The organism is Thermomicrobiales bacterium, assembly GCA_037045155.1.
GTDB lineage: Bacteria > Chloroflexota > Chloroflexia > Thermomicrobiales > CFX8 > JAMLIA01.
The window spans coordinates 1,141,232-1,158,150 of the sequence record JBAOIG010000005.1; the positions used below are offsets into that span (position 1 = coordinate 1,141,232).

Annotated in this window: 10 protein-coding genes; 9 read left to right on the forward strand and 1 reads right to left on the reverse strand. The window is 63.2% G+C overall.

Annotation, left to right across the window (positions count from 1 at the left end; all coding sequences use genetic code 11):
* Positions 1 to 5 precede the first annotated feature (5 nt).
* The 3 genes from V9F06_15305 (at position 6) to guaB (ending at position 4,440) form a co-directional block, all read left to right on the forward strand.
* Positions 6 to 1,769 carry a peptide ABC transporter substrate-binding protein gene (locus V9F06_15305; GenBank protein ID MEI2618976.1) on the forward strand — a complete coding sequence of 588 codons (1,764 nt, stop codon included), beginning with the start codon at positions 6 to 8 and terminating at the stop codon, positions 1,767 to 1,769.
* A gap of 241 nt (positions 1,770 to 2,010) precedes the next feature.
* Positions 2,011 to 2,844, forward strand: coding sequence for an AAA family ATPase (locus V9F06_15310; protein MEI2618977.1), 834 nt, complete (start codon positions 2,011 to 2,013; stop codon positions 2,842 to 2,844).
* A gap of 60 nt (positions 2,845 to 2,904) precedes the next feature.
* Positions 2,905 to 4,440 (forward strand): IMP dehydrogenase, encoded by a 1,536-nt coding sequence (gene guaB, locus V9F06_15315; protein ID MEI2618978.1) that lies wholly within the window; start codon positions 2,905 to 2,907, stop codon positions 4,438 to 4,440.
* Between the two features lie 75 nt (positions 4,441 to 4,515).
* On the opposite strand, the gene V9F06_15320 is transcribed toward guaB, so the two are convergent.
* A complete protein-coding gene (locus V9F06_15320; GenBank protein ID MEI2618979.1) occupies positions 4,516 to 5,799 on the reverse strand; it encodes a mannosyltransferase family protein in 1,284 nt (427 codons plus the stop codon).
* A gap of 245 nt (positions 5,800 to 6,044) precedes the next feature.
* Between V9F06_15320 and V9F06_15325 the strand changes: the two genes are divergently transcribed.
* The 6 genes from V9F06_15325 (at position 6,045) to V9F06_15350 (ending at position 16,848) form a co-directional block, all read left to right on the forward strand.
* Positions 6,045 to 7,214 carry a glycosyltransferase family 4 protein gene (locus V9F06_15325; GenBank protein MEI2618980.1) on the forward strand — a complete coding sequence of 390 codons (1,170 nt, stop codon included), beginning with the start codon at positions 6,045 to 6,047 and terminating at the stop codon, positions 7,212 to 7,214.
* The gene (locus V9F06_15330) at positions 7,207 to 7,800 is read left to right on the forward strand and encodes a CDP-alcohol phosphatidyltransferase family protein (GenBank protein MEI2618981.1); all 594 of its coding nucleotides are present in this window, start codon (positions 7,207 to 7,209) and stop codon (positions 7,798 to 7,800) included. The genes V9F06_15325 and V9F06_15330 overlap by 8 nt, the downstream gene beginning before the upstream one ends.
* Positions 7,801 to 7,805: 5 nt before the next feature.
* Positions 7,806 to 8,759, forward strand: a complete 954-nt coding sequence (locus V9F06_15335; protein ID MEI2618982.1) for a ComEC/Rec2 family competence protein — start codon at positions 7,806 to 7,808, stop codon at positions 8,757 to 8,759.
* A gap of 2 nt (positions 8,760 to 8,761) precedes the next feature.
* Positions 8,762 to 8,992 carry a DUF3006 domain-containing protein gene (locus tag V9F06_15340; GenBank protein ID MEI2618983.1) on the forward strand — a complete coding sequence of 77 codons (231 nt, stop codon included), beginning with the start codon at positions 8,762 to 8,764 and terminating at the stop codon, positions 8,990 to 8,992.
* Between the two features lies 1 nt (position 8,993).
* The gene (locus V9F06_15345; protein MEI2618984.1) at positions 8,994 to 9,383 is read left to right on the forward strand and encodes a LysM peptidoglycan-binding domain-containing protein; all 390 of its coding nucleotides are present in this window, start codon (positions 8,994 to 8,996) and stop codon (positions 9,381 to 9,383) included.
* A 250-nt stretch (positions 9,384 to 9,633) separates the two neighbouring features.
* The gene (locus V9F06_15350; protein ID MEI2618985.1) at positions 9,634 to 16,848 is read left to right on the forward strand and encodes an Ig-like domain-containing protein; all 7,215 of its coding nucleotides are present in this window, start codon (positions 9,634 to 9,636) and stop codon (positions 16,846 to 16,848) included.
* Positions 16,849 to 16,919 lie beyond the last annotated feature (71 nt).

The window sequence follows — 16,919 nt, forward strand, 5'->3', positions numbered from 1 at the left end:
ATATCGTGGACCTGTCAGAACTCCAGTTTCGGCGTGCGGTAACCCGACGGGCGTTCCTCGGCGCGTCGGTCGTCGGCGCTGCTGGTCTGCTCGCTGCCTGCGGAGGCAGCACTGAGAAGAGCGCGACCTCGACAAGCGCGCCAGCCGCCAACACACCGGCAGCCGAGAAGCCGACTGCCGCTGCGACAGCGCCCGCTGGTCAGGCAACAGCCCCCGCGCCGGAGCCAACGGCGACAGCCGCCGCCCCAAAGGCAACGGGTGGCATCTTCCGCTATGGCGCTGTCGAGCCAGAAGACGCCGACCCCGGCATTACCGGCAGCCCGTGGTCGCTCAGCGAGCTCTTCGAAGGGCTTGTCGTCATCAGCCCGAAGGACGGCACGGCCAGTCCGGCGATGGCCGAAAGCTACGAAGCGAATGCCGACGGCACCGTCTGGACCTACAAGGTCCGCCCAGGCATGCAGTGGTCCGACGGGACACCGTTGAACGCGAATGACTTCCTCTACGCCTGGCGGCGCGTGATGGATCCCGCGACGGCCTCGAAGTACACCTCCGTGTTCTATCCGATCAAGAACGGAGAAGAGGTCGCAAAGGGTGACATGCCGACCGACCAGCTCGGCGTCAAGGCAGTCGATGACCTGACCTTCGAGGTAACACTCAGCGACCCGACGCCGTTCTTCCCGATCATTTCCGCAACCTGGACCGCCTATCCAGTGCCGCAGCATGTGATCGAAAAGGCCGGGAACAAGTGGCTCGAGCCGGGAACTCTGGTCGTCAACGGTCCATTCATTCTGAGCGAATGGAAGCACGACCAGTTGATGGTCTTCGAGCCGAACAAGAACTACTGGGGCGATAAGCCCAGCATCGACAAAGCCGAGTACACGATCTATGACGACTGGGTCGCCAAGGGCCTGACTGCCTTCGAGAACGACGAGGTCGACCACGCGCTTGTCCCAGCAGCCGAGTACGATCGGGTTCGCGCAGATGCCACCCTCTCGGCCCAGATGCAGCCATACCCGACCTCCAGTACAGAGATGATCCATTTCGACACAAGCAACAAGCCGACCGATGACGTCCGCGTGCGGCAGGCGCTGGCGCTGGGCTTCGACCGCGACTCGTTGATCGCAAAGGTACTGAAGGATTACTACCTTCCAGCGCCGACAATCCTGCCGGCCGACATCCCGAGCAACAACCCTGGCGCCGCACTAGCAGGGGATATCGCCAAGGCGAAAGAGCTCCTGTCCGAAGCCGGCTTCCCGGACGGCAAAGGCTGGCCGACCGACTTCACCCTCGTCTCACGGACCACGTCGCCACTGCCGCTGATCACACAGTATCTTCAGCAGCAGTGGAAGCAGAACCTTGGGATCGATGTCCAGCTCCAGCCTCTGGAGCCTCGCGCATACGTCGAGTGGCGCAGCGCCCGCAAGACACAGCCCTACAACGCCCATCTCGGAATCTGGGGATCCGACTTCGCGGATCCGAGCAACTGGCACAATCAGCTGTTCGCCTCGAACGCGGATTTCTACAAGACGCACTGGAAGAACGATGAATACGACAAGCTGGTGGAGGCCGCCCTCATCGAGACCGACGAGAAGAAGCGCATGCAGATGTACAGCGACGCGGAGGTGATCCTGGTCCGCGAGGCCGCCAACGTTGGCGTCTATCACGGCCAGAACTTCTACGTCACCAAGCCGAACGTGCACAACATCTACCACCTGCCGACCGCAGCCGCCGGCTCATGGTTGAAGCTCATTACGATCGAGAAGTCGTAAGCCGTTCTGCGAGGCAGTGGGCGCTGCCACTGCCTCGCGCCACTCATCCATTGTTCCCGTTGGCCGGGCCATCTCGACGAACACACTCGTTGGGCTAGTCGCCATTTCGGAGCTCGGCGTTCTGGTATCCTTAGCGATCACCCCGCAGCCGTTCGGGTGTTCCCGAGGGGTTCGCCCTTCGTGACAGGGGTGGGTCGCCGGAACGGACAATCACACAGAATCGTCGTGGCGGGAGAGGCGGTTGGGCAAGGTTCTGGCGCTGGCGAATCAGAAGGGCGGAGTCGGGAAGACCACGACCGCCGTAAACGTCGCCTGCAACCTGGCCGAACGTGGCTACCGCGTGCTTCTGATCGACCTCGACCCCCAGGGAAACGCAACCAGCTCGGTCGGACTTGATAAACGTGCGCTCGATGGCACGATCTACGATCTGCTCGTCGATGGCGTCGATGCCGAGGAGATCGTGGTTCGGGATGTCCGGCCACAGCTCGATCTGATCGGCGCAAACCATCTGCTCGCGGGCGCGGAGATCGAGCTGACCAGCCTGACCCGCCCCCAGATGCGACTGGATGCCGCCCTCACGCCGATCCGCGACCTGTACGACGTGATCCTCATCGACTGCCCGCCGTCGCTCGGTCTGCTGACCGTCAATGGGTTGGTCGCGGCCGATGAAGTGATGATTCCCGTCCAGTGCGAATATCTCGCCCTCGAGGGGTTGACCCAGCTGATCAACACCGTCGATCTCGTTAAGCGCGGGCTCAACCGCCGGCTCGACATCCTCGGGCTGGTGATGACGATGTATGACTCCCGCACACGCCTGGCCGGCGACGTCGTGCGGGATGTCGCGCGATTATTTCCTAACCGTATCTTCCGCACAATTGTGCCGCGGACAGTCAGGCTGGCCGAAGCGCCATCCCACGGTCGTTCGATCTTTGAATATGACCCAGGCTCCCGCGGCGCCGAAGCGTACCGGGAGCTTGGAGAAGAAGTTGCCCAACGGCTGGGGCTCTGCCCAGCCGAGGGACAAGGCTCTGACATCCCGGCGAGCGAACCAATCGCCGGAGCTTTGCGTGATTAGTGTGGCTGTGGTGGCAATAGAACCGGCGGCAGCGCCGCAGGCGAAGGAGGGTGCGATTCGATGACGATCATGGGGGATCCGAAAGCCGCGAGGTTTGTCGGCGTGGATGGAATGGCGTTCGATCTGTCTGAAAAGATCGTCGGAACCGGGCTGACGTTCGACGACGTGTTGTTACTGCCGGCGGCGTCGGATGTGATCCCGAGCCAGGTCAATACCGGCACCTGGTTTTCGCGCAATATCCGCCTGAACATCCCGATCGTTTCCGCTGCGATGGACACAGTGACCGAGGCGCGCATGGCGATCGCTCTCGCGCGCGAAGGAGGTATCGGTGTCATCCACCGAAACCTGTCGATCCACGACCAGGTCCAGGAGGTGGATAAGGTCAAGCGGAGCGAGTCGGGCATGATCGTCGAGCCGGTGACGCTGCGACCAGATGATCTGCTCTCCGAAGCCGTCGAGATGATGGAGCGCTACCATATCTCTGGCGTGCCGATCACCGACGAGTATGGCCGGCTGGTCGGTATCCTGACCAATCGTGATCTGCGCTTCGAGGATAGCCTCGACCGCCCAATCGCCACCCTGATGACCAGCGAGAACCTGGTGACCGTCCCGGTCGGCACGACGCTCGACGAAGCGCGTGAGATCCTGCATCAGCACAAGGTCGAGAAGCTGCCGGTCGTCGACGAGCGCGGCTATCTCAAGGGCCTGATCACGGTCAAGGACATCCAGAAGAAAATCCAGTATCCCAACGCTACCAAGGATGACCAGGGCCGCCTCCGCGTCGCCGCGGCAGTCGGCGTTGGCCGCGATGCGTTTGAACGCGCATCGGCGCTGGTGGCAGCGAATGTGGACGTAATCATCGTCGATACCGCCCACGGGCATTCGAGTGGCGTGCTCGAGATGGTTCGACTGATTAAGCGCGAGCTCCCGGTCGAGGTTGTTGCCGGGAATGTCGCGACCGGCTCGGCCACTCAGGCACTGATCGACGCCGGCGCCGATGGCGTCAAGATCGGCGTCGGGCCAGGGTCGATCTGCACGACGCGCGTCGTTGCAGGGACCGGCGTTCCGCAGATTTCAGCGATCATGGACAGCGCGCAGGTCGCGGCGGCCGCGGGTGTCCCGCTCATCGCCGATGGAGGCGCTCAGTATTCTGGTGACATCGCCAAGGCAATCGCAGCCGGCGCCGACACGATTATGCTTGGCGGGCTGCTGGCCGGCACCGAGGAGAGCCCGGGTGAGGTGGTGTTGTTCCAGGGCGAGCGCTTCAAGGAGTATCGCGGGATGGGCTCACTTGGCGCGATGAAGGAGCGCTCGTTCTCGAAGGACCGATACTTCCAGGAGGATATCGACAGCCTGGCGAAGTTCGTGCCGGAAGGGATCGAAGGGCGCGTCGCCTACAAGGGGCCGCTGTCGACAATCGTCTACCAGCTCGTCGGCGGCCTGCGGGCAGCGATGGGCTACTGCGGCGCTCCATCGATCGAGGCACTCAAGAGCGAAGCCCGCTTCGTCCGGATCACGTCGGCGGGATTGCGCGAGAGCCACCCGCACGATGTCGTCATCACCAAAGAAGCGCCAAACTACCGCTCCACGCGCTAGCTCGTTCCGAAGATACTGGACGAGGGCGGCCGAACGGCTGCCCTCGTTGCTTCTCCGCCATCGTTCGACGCTCGCTCAGGAAACCCAGAACCAGGTTGAGAACTGCACAGTCAGCAATACCATCAACACAGCGGATGGAACCAGGATGATGGGCAACACGAAACGACGCCGGGCGAAGATGGCCAGCGCGATAAACAGCGGGAACAGGACAACCATGAACCGCGGGATCGACATCAGCGGGTGGATTGTCGATGGGCTGAACAGCGGAAGAGCGAACATTATCGCAACCCACGCACTGTGCTCGATCGGCAGCACCCTGAACGCATAGACGATCAGCACGATCCCGAGAAACGTCATGGCGATGTCCAGCGATTCGTACTCGGCAAAGGACATCCGCACCGGGTACGAGGTCAGCGTTGCCCAGGTCGGTGAGGCAAGCAATGCGTACAGCCACCCCCCCTGCCACTGATCGAACGCCATCCTGAACGTCGTCCATGGCATCGCCTGGATGCGGGCCCATCCCTTCTGGGCATCGATTGTCATCAGCGGGTTGCCGAACGCGCGCCACAGGTACAGCATGTACAACACCGGGCCGAGCGGGATCAGGCCCAGCGCGAGCGTCTGAGCCGGCCAGGCACGCAGATCGAGCCAGCGCCCGCGGAGACCAGGTCCATACTGGCGCAAGAACATGATCCCGAGCGGAACGATGAGCAGCACGCCGACATTCCTGGTGAGTCCCGCGAGCAGCGCCGCGCTGCCGGCCAGCCACCAGCGCGCCATCCGGCCCCAGGAAAACGCCAGGACACAGAAGAGCAGAAAGAAGGATTCGCTATACACTGCCGTAAAAAAGAACGCTGTCGGGAAGAACGCCAATAACAACACACTGCGCCGAGCGACGTCCACACCCCAATTCGTGGATACATATCGGTATAGTGCCACCAGCGCGATAAGAAACGCGATATTCGACAGCATGTAACCGGCAGTCTCGTAGGGGATGAGTAGTAATGTGCCAAGAAAGCGCATGGACCATGGGTAGAATGGCCAGAATGCGGTAGTTGCAGAGTGGACATAGCCCAACTCTGCGATCAGGCTATACCAGAATCCGTCCCAGTTTCTCATCGGTTGCACGAAGAGCCCACTAGCTCCGTCGAGGTGCGGCAGGGCCCAGCCCAACGCTTTCACGGGAGGGTTCGCGTAGGCAAACCGGGTGGCCAGCGCCGCGACGATCGCAACCAGGAGCCAGTGAGCAGCGTATACCGAGCCAACAAAGACAAGCTGGTACTCGTGGGCGATCTGACGAACCGTCGAGGTGGTGTGATCTCGGGATTCAGCTTCTATGGCAGTCGGACGTAATGACACCGGTTGTGTGCCTCCAGCAGGACAGAACGGACCGCGAAGAGCGTGCCACGTCAGACCATCGTCAATCAATCCTGACCGGGCCGATGCTACAATCCCGCCACGGGGTGGCGTGTTCCGGAATGACGAGACGCTCGGACAGATGTCGGAAAGTCAGCCAGTAAAATGGCAGTCGGCCCTGCGGCGCTCGCGGTGAACGCCTCGAGCAGCGCCCGCCAGGCCAGTTACTCGCGTCGAAGGGGGCTCCGGTGCGCATCCTGTTCGTCTCACCATTCGACTTCGGCTACCAGGGTGGTGTCAACGAGCACATCACCCAGCTCGATCACCAGTTCCGCGCGATGGGCCACCAGACGCGGATCATCGCTCCGACATCGCCGGACACTGGCGAAACGGACGACGGCCATGTCTACCGTGTCGGGATGGCGATCCCGGTTCCGTCCAACGAGTCGATGGCGCGAGTCACATTCTCTCCAACAGTCACCTGGAAGGTCCGCCAGTTCATGCGTGGGGAGACGTTCGATGTCGTCCATCTGCACGAGCCACTCACGCCGATACTCTGCTCTGCGGTTCTGCTCTATTCGGATGTCGCGAACGTCGGCACATTTCATGCTGCCCGGCCGAGCAATGTCATGTACATGTATCTCAAGCCAGTTCTGGATCTCTTCTTCGACAAGCTCGACGCGCGAGTCGCTGTCTCCGAGGCGGCACGCGAGTTCGTCGATTCGTACTTCCCGTCCGAGTACGAGATCATTCCCAACGGAATCTCGCTAGATCGGTTCCATGGCCAGGCGGATCCGCTGCCGCAGTTCATGGACGGACGGCCAAATATCCTCTTTGTTGGTCGGTTCAACGAGCCACGCAAGGGATTCCGCTATCTGATTCGTGCAATGCCGATGATTCGCAGCCAGTTCCCGGATGCCCGGCTTATCGTTGTCGGCCAGGGGGCCACCGACCGGTACGAGCACTTTCTTCACCAGCACGGCATCGACGATGTCGTGTTCGCCGGATTCGTCTCTGCCGACGAATTACCACGTTACTACGCGAGTTGCGATGTGTTTGTCGCGCCATCGACTGGTCGCGAATCGTTTGGCCTGATCCTGCTGGAGGCGATGGCCAGCGGCAAACCAGTCATCGCATCGTCGATCGCTGGCTACAGCGCGGTGGTTCGCGATGGTCTCGATGGCGTGCTGGTCGAGCCGAAGAATCCCCAGGCACTCGCGCTCGCGATTGTGCGCGTGCTTGCCGACGTCCCCCTGCGCGAACGGCTGACGACCTCAGCGCACGAGCATGTCAAGCAGTTCTCGTGGGCCGTCGTCGCGGAACGACTGATCGATGTCTATCAGCGCGCTATCGTAAGTCGGGCTACCGACGCTATCCGCCAGCCATGGCCGGCCGAGATTGTAGGGCGACGTGGTTAGCACCCGATTTGCAAACCGTGTTCGATCGCGGCTCGGGCCAGTCGGCCGAGCCATCGCGAGGACGCATATATCGCCGAACGCGTTGACGGTCGCCGGCTTGCTGCTGAACGCCGGCGTTGCCGCGGCCATCGCCAGCGGCCATCTCGTCCTCGGCGGCGTGCTCGTTCTCGTTGCAGGCGCCTTCGATGCACTCGACGGCGCAGTCGCAAGGGCAACCGGCAAGACCAGCGCATTCGGCGGCTTTCTCGATAGTACGGTCGACCGCTACTCGGAGGCAGTCGTCTTTGCCGGACTGCTCATCTACCTCACCCGGACCGATGCAGGGACAATCCCGGTTCTGCTGACCTATGCAACGATCGTCGGGTCGCTGATGATCTCCTACACGCGCTGCAAAGCAGAGGCAATCGGGATTCGGGGCGACGTCGGCATTGCCCAACGCCTTGAGAGAGTCGTCATCCTGGCCGTGGCGCTGCTCTTCGCCCAGCCGATCTGGGGGCTCTGGGTGCTTGCGATTCTGACCCAGATCACTGCCATCCACCGCATCGTCCACGTATGGCGGACGACGCGCGAGCCTCGCGAGCAGTAGCGACTATGCGCGACCGCGACAATGCCTCAGCCGCCCGCACGTGCCTGGTGCTCATGGCGCTCGCGGCGATCGTTCTGCTGGTCGTCTGTGTCATCCTGGCCATCACGATTCTCCCTGTGAGAGACGGCAGCCACGACACAACGCCGGCCACCGCGCCGATGGCAGAGAGCGGAAAGCTGATCTTCGCCGTACTCGATGTCGGACAGGGCCTCTGCGCCGCTATCGTGACCCCCGATGGCCACGCGATGGTGATCGATGGCGGGCGATCGGGTGACCGGGTGAAGCAGGAGGTTATCCCGTTTCTTCGCCAACATGGCGTCGAACGTCTCGACTATGTCGTGATAACCCACCCGGATCAGGATCATATCGGAGGGCTGCCCACGCTGCTGGATGCGATACCAGTGGCCGCGTGGGTCGATCCGGTAATTCCAACGACAAACCAGAGCTACGAGCGCGCATTGACAATGGTTGCCGACAAGGGGATCAAGCCAATTCGGGCTCGCAGAGGCATGGATCTGGACCTCGGGCCGGGTGTCGGCGTCCATATTCTGTGGCCGGCCGACCCACTGGCGCCCACTGCGAGCGACAACAATAACAGCGTGGTCGTGAAGGTCACCTGGGGCAACGTGTCATTCCTCGTTACCGGAGACGCCGAAGCGCCGACCGAGCGAAAGATGATCGATCTGGAGCAGGGCGAGGAGCTACGCTCGACATTCCTCGTTGTCGGCCACCACGGGAGCTCGTCATCCTCATCCACCGCGTTTCTCGACACGGTCTCGCCATCGGTCGCGCTCATCCCGGTTGGGCTGAACAATTCGTATGGCCACCCTGCCGACCAGACCATTCAACGGCTTCGAATGCGTAACATACAGATCTATCGGACCGACCTTGACGGGCGGATCGAAGTGACGACCGACGGCCGAGGCTACGATATCCGCACCGCGAAGGCTGGGAGTTAGGCATGAGCGCGCGCGTGACTGTCGACGAAATCTCGCGGACCGAGCATGGCGAGCTGGTAGCCACGCTGGTAACTGATGACGGGCGGGTTCTCGTCGTGCCACTGGCAAGCCTCCCAGCCGACGTCCGGGATGGCGATGTGCTCGATGCGTCATTCGAGCGATTGCCGGATGAGACCGCGACGCGGCGGGAGCGGATCGACGCGCTCCAGCGCCGGCTGTTCGGCGAGCCCTGAGATGCCACGGGAAGCAGCGGGCGTCGCCAGGGCATGGCGCGGGTTCGTCATCGTCCTGTCACTCACGCTCGTCGTGGGTTGCTCCGGCGGGATTCGCAATCGCGGGGATGAGGCATCACCAGTCGCCGGCGCCACGCCGACCACAGAGCGACCACCATCGATGCCAATTCTCACGCCCACCCCGGTTGCTCCCCCGGCGCAGACGACAGGCCCAACCACTGTCGCGCCAGCAGAAAACCCTGCCACCTACGTGGTCATCGATGGTGACTCTCTCTACGCCATTGCGCTGCGCTTTGGTGTCGACCTGAATATGTTGATCGAGTTGAACGGACTCCGCGACCCGAACGATATCAGCGTCGGTCAGGAGCTGAAGATCCCGCCAAAGCCCTGAGCAACTGTCACTGACCCATTCGGAGTGACAGATTCACTGGACCACGACACGATCGCGATCGCTGTCTGTACAGGAATTGCGGGATGTGCTACGCTGGCCACAGGTGAGGACAACTTAACGATCGATTACGGGGTCATCCTTGCGTGACGACCCGCAGCCTCCTGGGTGACGGCTGCGGGAGACGTGCTGCTGTTCGGGGGTGGTTCGGTCGCGCATCGACTTGCCACGTCCGGCGTGGGGAGCGGGTGGGATGGGCGAGGCGGGGAAGAGCTCGCGGCTCGCGAGCATGCTCTCTCGGATTTCTCTGGCGGCGGCGCTTATCTTGCCAATGCTGGCTACTCTCCCGGCATCCGCCGGCCCGCCCGGACATCCTCACTTTCATCGCACCTGGGAGCGGACCGATCGGCCGGTCCTCGACCAGACGGCGCGACGAACGTGGATGTGGGGTCCTGCCGCGTTCAGCGACGAGCTTCCGGAGACGTATCTCGAGGCTGCCCGTGGCTCCCGCACAGTCCAGTACTACGACAAGTCGCGGATGGAGATTACTGACCCGGCCGGCGATGTGTCGTCACCGTGGTTCGTGACCAACGGTCTTCTCGTCGTTGAGCTCGTCACCGGCCGGCTGCAGGTCGGCAACAATGTATTCGTCCCGCTCCCTGCTGCGGCAGTAAACGTGGCCGGCGATCCAGATGATCTATCCGGCCCGACCTACGCCACCATCGCGACAGTGCTCGATGCTCCGGCGGCCCCGCCCGGAGCGAGCTATGCCGAGCGACTCTCGCGCGATGGCACTATCGTCAGAGATCCTGCGCTTGCGGCGCGTGATGTCCGAGTGGCGCTGGTCGACGACGTGACACGTCACGCGATCGCCGCGCCGTTCTGGGCGTTCATGACATCGTCCGGGGCAGTCTGGGATGGCGGAGGGATCGTCGACAACCCGCTCTTCGAGAATCCGTATTACGCAACCGGCCGGCCGATCAGTGAGGCGTACTGGGCAACAGTCCGCGTCGGCGGAACCCCACACGACGTGCTGCTGCAATGCTTCGAACGGCGCTGCTTGACGTACACGCCAGATAACCCGGACGGCTGGCAAGTCGAGGCCGGTAACGTTGGCCGGCACTACTTCACGTGGCGATATGAGGCGGGGCTCGAGTTCACCGTCGCCTGGGTTGATGCGCTGTCCGGAGGAGACGTCGCGCATGGTGAGACCGTGTCGCTCCAGATCCCGCCCTCCGCGCTCGCCAATGCCGCGATCGTTTCGATGGTGCCGGCGGTCGCGAGTGGGACGCTGGATGGCTTTCTTCCAACAGGTCGCGCTTGGCGTGTGGATGTCGACCGGGAGCCGCTTCTCAGCCCGGTGACGCTCTCTCTCGGTATCGATACGTCGTTGTTGCCGGCCAACGTCGATCCGGCTGGCGCCGTCCTCGCCTTCTTCGATGAGGAGGCAGGTCGCTGGGTTGCCGTGCCAACGATCCTCGATGCTGGGGCGCGCCGCGCGACGACAACGACGACGCACCTGTCGATCTGGCAGCTATTCATGCCAACCCGGGATGATGGCGGTGACCCGCCACCGGCGCCAACTCCCCCGCCTGGCCCGTCGCCAGCTCCGTCGCCTGCGCCGAATAGTGTGCCTATCGTGGATCTCAACGGACCGGATACGCCGGGGAACGATGGTGCGTTACTGACGCGCGCGGGCGGGGACCCGATCAGGGTCGCGCCGATGGCGACGATCAGCGACCCGGATAGCGAGACGCTCATGTCGGTGACCATCGAGCTCCTCGGCGCCACGAACGGCGAGCGGGAGTCGATAGCGGCAACGGCCGCGCCTTCGGTGGTTGTCAGTCGGGACAGCAGTGGGCAACGGCTTCAGCTCAGCGGGCCGGCCGGGATCGGCGTGATGCAGGATGTCCTGCGTTCGCTAACGTACCAGCATGATGGCGGTCAGGTGACATCCGGGGCGCGGCGAATCGTCGTCCGAGCGAGTGACGCGAGCACGACTGGGCCGGCCGCAACGGTCATTGTCACAGTCGCCGCGAATCAGATGCCAGCGGCCGGCGATGCCAGAGCCGCCACCGACGAGGACACCTCCCTGCCGCTTACCCTGGTGGCGACGGACCCGGATGGTGATGCGCTGACCTGGTCGATCGATACGGAACCGGGGCATGGGACACTCGCCGGGATCGCGCCAGTGCTCACCTATGTGCCCGCGACCAACTTCCATGGCGTCGACCAGTTCACATGGAGCGTCAATGATGGCCACGGCGGCGTGGCGACGGCGCTCCTCACGATCGACGTGCGACCAGTGAACGATCCGCCAGTTGCGTTCGCGGCGTCGTTCGAGACAGACGAGGATGTCGCGATTGCGATTACGCTCGCTGGAAGCGACATCGATGGTGATGATCTTTCGTCTTCCGTTCTCTCTGAGCCTGCCCATGGGACGCTGAGCGGGGTCGCACCAGATCTCACCTACACCCCGACACTGGACTACTCGGGCATGGATAGCTTCACCTTCGCCGTGTCGGACGGTATTGAGACCTCCGCCGTGGCGGCGGTAACGATCCTCGTGCGCCCAGTCAATGACCCACCGGTGGCCGGCGCGCAACAGATCGAGACAGACGAGGATGTCCCGCTTGCGATCGTACTGGCTGCCACCGACGACGGAGAAGATCTCGTCTTCGTCATCGTCGATGGTCCGCGCCACGGCACGCTCTCCGGGGGCGCCCCGCACTTGATCTACGCGCCGGATCCCGACTTCCACGGCAGCGACTCGTTCACCTTTACCGCGAGCGATGGTGAATATCACTCGGCCACTGCGACTGTCTCGATCGTCGTCAACCCGGTGAATGACCGGCCGACCGCATCGTCCCAGTCGATCACGGTGCTGGAGGACGGCGAAGTGTTCTTCACCGTGACGGGCGCCGATGTCGATGGCGACGCCGTTCGATTCAACTTCACCCGGATGCCGACGCTCGGCGTCATCGCGATCGATGGTGAATGGAGCTGTGTGACCGGGTCAATGCCACGGGTCTGCAGCCACGTCGTTTACTACGCGCCGTTTGCCGACCTGAACGGGACTGACAGCTTCGAGTTCACCGTCACTGATGGCAAGCTCACCTCGGCCCCGGCGACAGTGTCGATTACGATCGTGCCGGTGAACGACCCGCCAGTCGCCCGGGATGACTCAGTAACGACGACCGAAGATGCGAGAGACGTCGTCATCGATCTGCTTGGCAACGATTCCACTGCTCCTGACGTGGGCGAGACGCTGGAGATCATCAGTGTCGAGTCGTTCAGCCATGGCGGTTCAGCGCTGATAGTCGACGGGACCGTGCTCTATACTCCCGCGCCAGATTTCCACGGCACGGAGACGTTTCGCTACACGATCTCGGATGGCAACGGCGGCACGGCGAGCGCCACGGTGACGATAGTCGTCACGGGCGTCAACGACGACCCGACCGCGGTAGACGACGCGATCGAGCTCGACGAGGATAGCGATTGGACTGCGCTCTACGTCTTGGCCAACGACAGCATCGCGCCGGACCGCGATGAGACGCTAACGATCGTCTCTCACACATCACCGGCGCACGGGTCGTTGGTCCTGGACGGCCTGTTGCAGTACCGGCCGGCCGCCAATTACTTCGGCACGGACTCGTTCCGCTATACGATCTCGGACGGCAACGGTGGCAGCGCGACGGCGACGGTCACAATCACTATCCTGCCGGTCAATGACCCGCCCGTCGCGAACGATGATGCGGTCGAGATCGACGAGGATGTCGGGCCGGTGGTGATCGACGCGCTGGCGAATGACTCGTTCGCGCCGGACGTGGGCGAGACCCTCACCATTGCCGTCGTTGGCGTCGCGACGCTTGGCGTGGCTGAGATCATGCCTGGCGGCGCTGCGATCCGATATACGCCGGCGCTGAACGTAAATGGCGTCGATACGTTCACGTACACGATCGCCGATGACGGCGGGTTGACCGCGACGGCGACAGTGACCGTCACGATCGCGGCGATCAACGATCCTCCGACCGTCGCGACGCCAGCGGGAACGCTCATGTGGGTCGAAGATGACGCGCCACTGGCCATTGTGCCGGGACTGACGGTGGACGATGTCGATTCGGATATCGTCGGCGCCACCGTCGCGTTCGGCAGTCGGCCCGACGGCGCGGCGGAGGTTCTGTCCGTTGTTGTGGGCTATCCCGCGATCGCAGTGACGGTCGACGCCGCCACTGGGACCGTGACATTGGCCGGCGGGGCGTCCTCGGCCGAGTATCAGTCGGCGCTCCGCAGTATTCACTATGTCAACTTGTCGCAAGCCCCGACGGCGGGTGATCGCGTTGTGACGATCACGGTCAGTGACGGCGAGCTTGTCGCGAGCGCGACGGTGGTAATCGAGGTCGTGCCGGTCAACGATCCGCCGGTGCTGGTCTTCGGTGGCATCGTCGGCCCCAGTGTTGGCCCGGTCGTTCTCGATGTCAGTGCAACGTTGATCGACGTGGATTCGTTCGACTTTGACGGCGGCCAACTTTCGGCGACGATCACTGGCGGGTACGACGACGGCGATACACTGCTCGTTCGGCCAGATGGGCCGCTCGGCGTAGCTGGCAGCCTGCTGACCTGGGATGACGGCGGTGGGGCTGTTGTCATTGGAACGGCCGAAATCTCCGAACGGCTGCTCGTCGTCACGTTCAATGCCGCCGCAACGCCGGCCCGCGTTCAGGCCGTCGTTCGCGCTCTTGCGTTCCAGACGATCTCCAGCTCGACAGGTGACCGCCTCGTGTCGGTCGTCGTCAGCGATGGCGATGGTGGCGGGAGTGAGACGGGCATCGTCACTGTCGGTGTCAACCGGCCGCCCGACGCCATCACTCTCTCGTCGACGGCCATCCCCGAAGATGCCGCGGAGGGGGACGTCGTCGGGATAATCACCGGGAGTGATCCCGACGGCGACACGCTCACCTTCGAGCTGGTGTCCGGGTTCGATCCGCGGTTCGAGATCGTGCTCTCCAATGGCGCCTGGTTGCTGCGCGTCGCGGCTGGCGCTGCGTTCGATCACGAGACAGAGCCAGATGTTGCGCTGACGATCCGCGCCAGCGACCCCGCCGGCCGCATATATCAGGAGACGTTCACGATTGCCATTGCCGATGTCAACGAGCCGCCGGCGCTCATCGCTCCGTCGTCGATCCAGATCGCGGAGAACAGCGTGGTTGGTTCCATTGTCGGCGTCGTCGGTGTTACAGATCCGGACGCCGGCCAGCACCATGCGTTCAGTATTACTGCCGGGAATGACGCGGGCGCGTTTGTGATCGATGCCGCGACCGGCACGATCACCGTGGCAGACAACGCCCCGCTCGACTTCGAGACGACTCCGACGTTTCATCTCGTAGTAACCGTCACCGACGATGGCGCTCCGCCGCTTTCCGCGACTGCAACCATCACGATTCAGCTGACCGACGTTCCTGAGGGTGGCGTCGATACCGAGCCGCCAGTCGTGGAGAACCTGACCTATGACGGATTGATCGGCAATCTGCTGTTGCGGGCTGGCACGTCGGACGGCCTGCTCAGCACCGCGAGTGACCCGGAGGGTTCGACGCTCTCGATCGTGTCCGCCGAACCGTATGGCGGGTCGGCGTTCGGGTCGCTCGTCTGGCAGTCGGATGGCAGCTTCACCTGGGATCCGCCGGCCGGCGCGAAGTACACGGCGGGAACCTGGCAGATCACCGTCACGGACACCGCCGGACATGAGACGACTGGCCTGGTCACCTTCGAGCTGACGAACAAGCGTGTTCTCTTTGTCGACAACACCTACGCTGGGTCGACGCAGAACGGCCATCGCTCGACGCCATACACGACCCTTGCCGCGGCAGCGAGCGGATCCGGAATCGGAGACATCATCTACCTCGCTGCCAGCAGCGTGTCGTATACGGGTGGTGTGGCACTCAAGACCAACGTGACACTCGTCGGCGCAGGGGTGGTTGGCGAGGGTATGCGATCGGTCGTCGGCCTACCGCCGCTGTCGCGCGGCGCGCAGGAGTATCCGGCGATCAACGGCGTCAAACCGATAATCACCAACCCCAGCGGACCCGGGCTGGACCTGGCGAGTGGCAACACGATCGTTGGCCTGACCCTCGGCGCAACGCGGGGTGTTGCGTTGTCCGGCAATGGTGGCGGCGTTCAGGCCGGCCCGACGGTCCGTGACGTCGATATCGTGGGCGCCGGATCGAAGGTTGGCGCGGCGATCCAGCTGTCACGATATGTCGGGGGGAGCCTGACGTTCGATACGATCCAGCGGGAGCTGACCAATTCGACCGGCGCGCAGGCAGTCGTCGATCTGGCGCAGATGCCGACCACGGAGCTCGTCGTGACCGGACTCTTCAGCGCGACCAGCTCTATCGGTGGCGGTCTCCGACTCCACGATGCGGGCTCGGTTGAGCTGCGCGGCCCGGTTGCGATCACGACTGACGGATTCAGAGGCATCCATGTCAGCTCGACTGCGTTGCGGCTTACGGGCGTCAACAGCAGGTCGGTCGTGACGACCGGGTCGGAGTTTGCGATCTTTGTCCGAAACGGCGCAACGTTCACCGTCGCCAACGGAGACCTGTTCGTCGAGGCAACCGGCGCAAACGCGCTCGATATCTACGGCTCAACAATCGAAATGACCGGCGCCGGGAGTGTCATCAAAGCGACGAATGGAGTCGGTCTCATCATGCGTGATGCGACGATCGGCCCGGCCGGCGTTGCGATTGAGGCTGTGTTCGCAACAGGCGCGGAGAACGGCGTCGTCGTCGGGATGGTTGGCGGCGACGGGGCGCTCATCATCGGCCCGGATGCTCCGGACAGTGTGTTCGGGGATGGCGGGGTGATCGTGGGGACCACTGGCTCAGCCGTGCTGCTCCAGAACGCACCACAGGTCACGCTGCGTCATCTTGTCATCGGCGCGGCCGATGCCGTCGTCGGGGAGGCGGCATCTGCTGTGGATGCTGTGGCCGGAATCGGCATCGATGCCTACTTCGTCACTGGTTTGACCCTCGACCACGTGAAGATCGCGCGGACCGGGTCGCACGGCATCGCGGGTGTTGAGGTTTCGGATTTCTCGATGACCCGTAGCGAGATCCTCAATGCAGGTGACGGTCCCGGTGAGCATGGGCTCTGGTTCGACGGGCCAGCCCGTGGCGGAGAGAACGGGATGACCGGCGTTGCGCTCATCGCCGACAGCATCATCGACGGCTTCTGGGATACCGGCCTGGTGGTGCGGAACGTACCCAGCGAGGCAACGGCGCTTGACCTGACCGTCGAGGGGACGACGTTCTCCGGCAACAAGCACGCCGGCGGTGGTGTCTACCTGCGTGCTGAGGGCCTGACTACTATCGACGCTCGTATCGACAGTTGCGCCTTCGAGCGTCTGACTGGTCCGACGGTTGACGCTCTGGCTGTCGGAACCGGGGTGCTGAATCTGATCAACCAGTAGCGCCCCGGCGCATGGCGAGGGTTGTTGCGGCGGCTCGACGCAGCTTGTTCGTCGAGCCGCCGCCTGGTCGG

Coding starts and splice junctions, on each gene's coding strand:
- guaB (MEI2618978.1), top strand. CDS start 2,905: ATGACGATCATGGGGGATCCGAAAGCCGCGAGGTTTGTCGGCGTGGAT.
- V9F06_15335 (MEI2618982.1), top strand. CDS start 7,806: ATGCGCGACCGCGACAATGCCTCAGCCGCCCGCACGTGCCTGGTGCTC.
- V9F06_15340 (MEI2618983.1), top strand. CDS start 8,762: ATGAGCGCGCGCGTGACTGTCGACGAAATCTCGCGGACCGAGCATGGC.
- V9F06_15345 (MEI2618984.1), top strand. CDS start 8,994: ATGCCACGGGAAGCAGCGGGCGTCGCCAGGGCATGGCGCGGGTTCGTC.
- V9F06_15350 (MEI2618985.1), top strand. CDS start 9,634: ATGGGCGAGGCGGGGAAGAGCTCGCGGCTCGCGAGCATGCTCTCTCGG.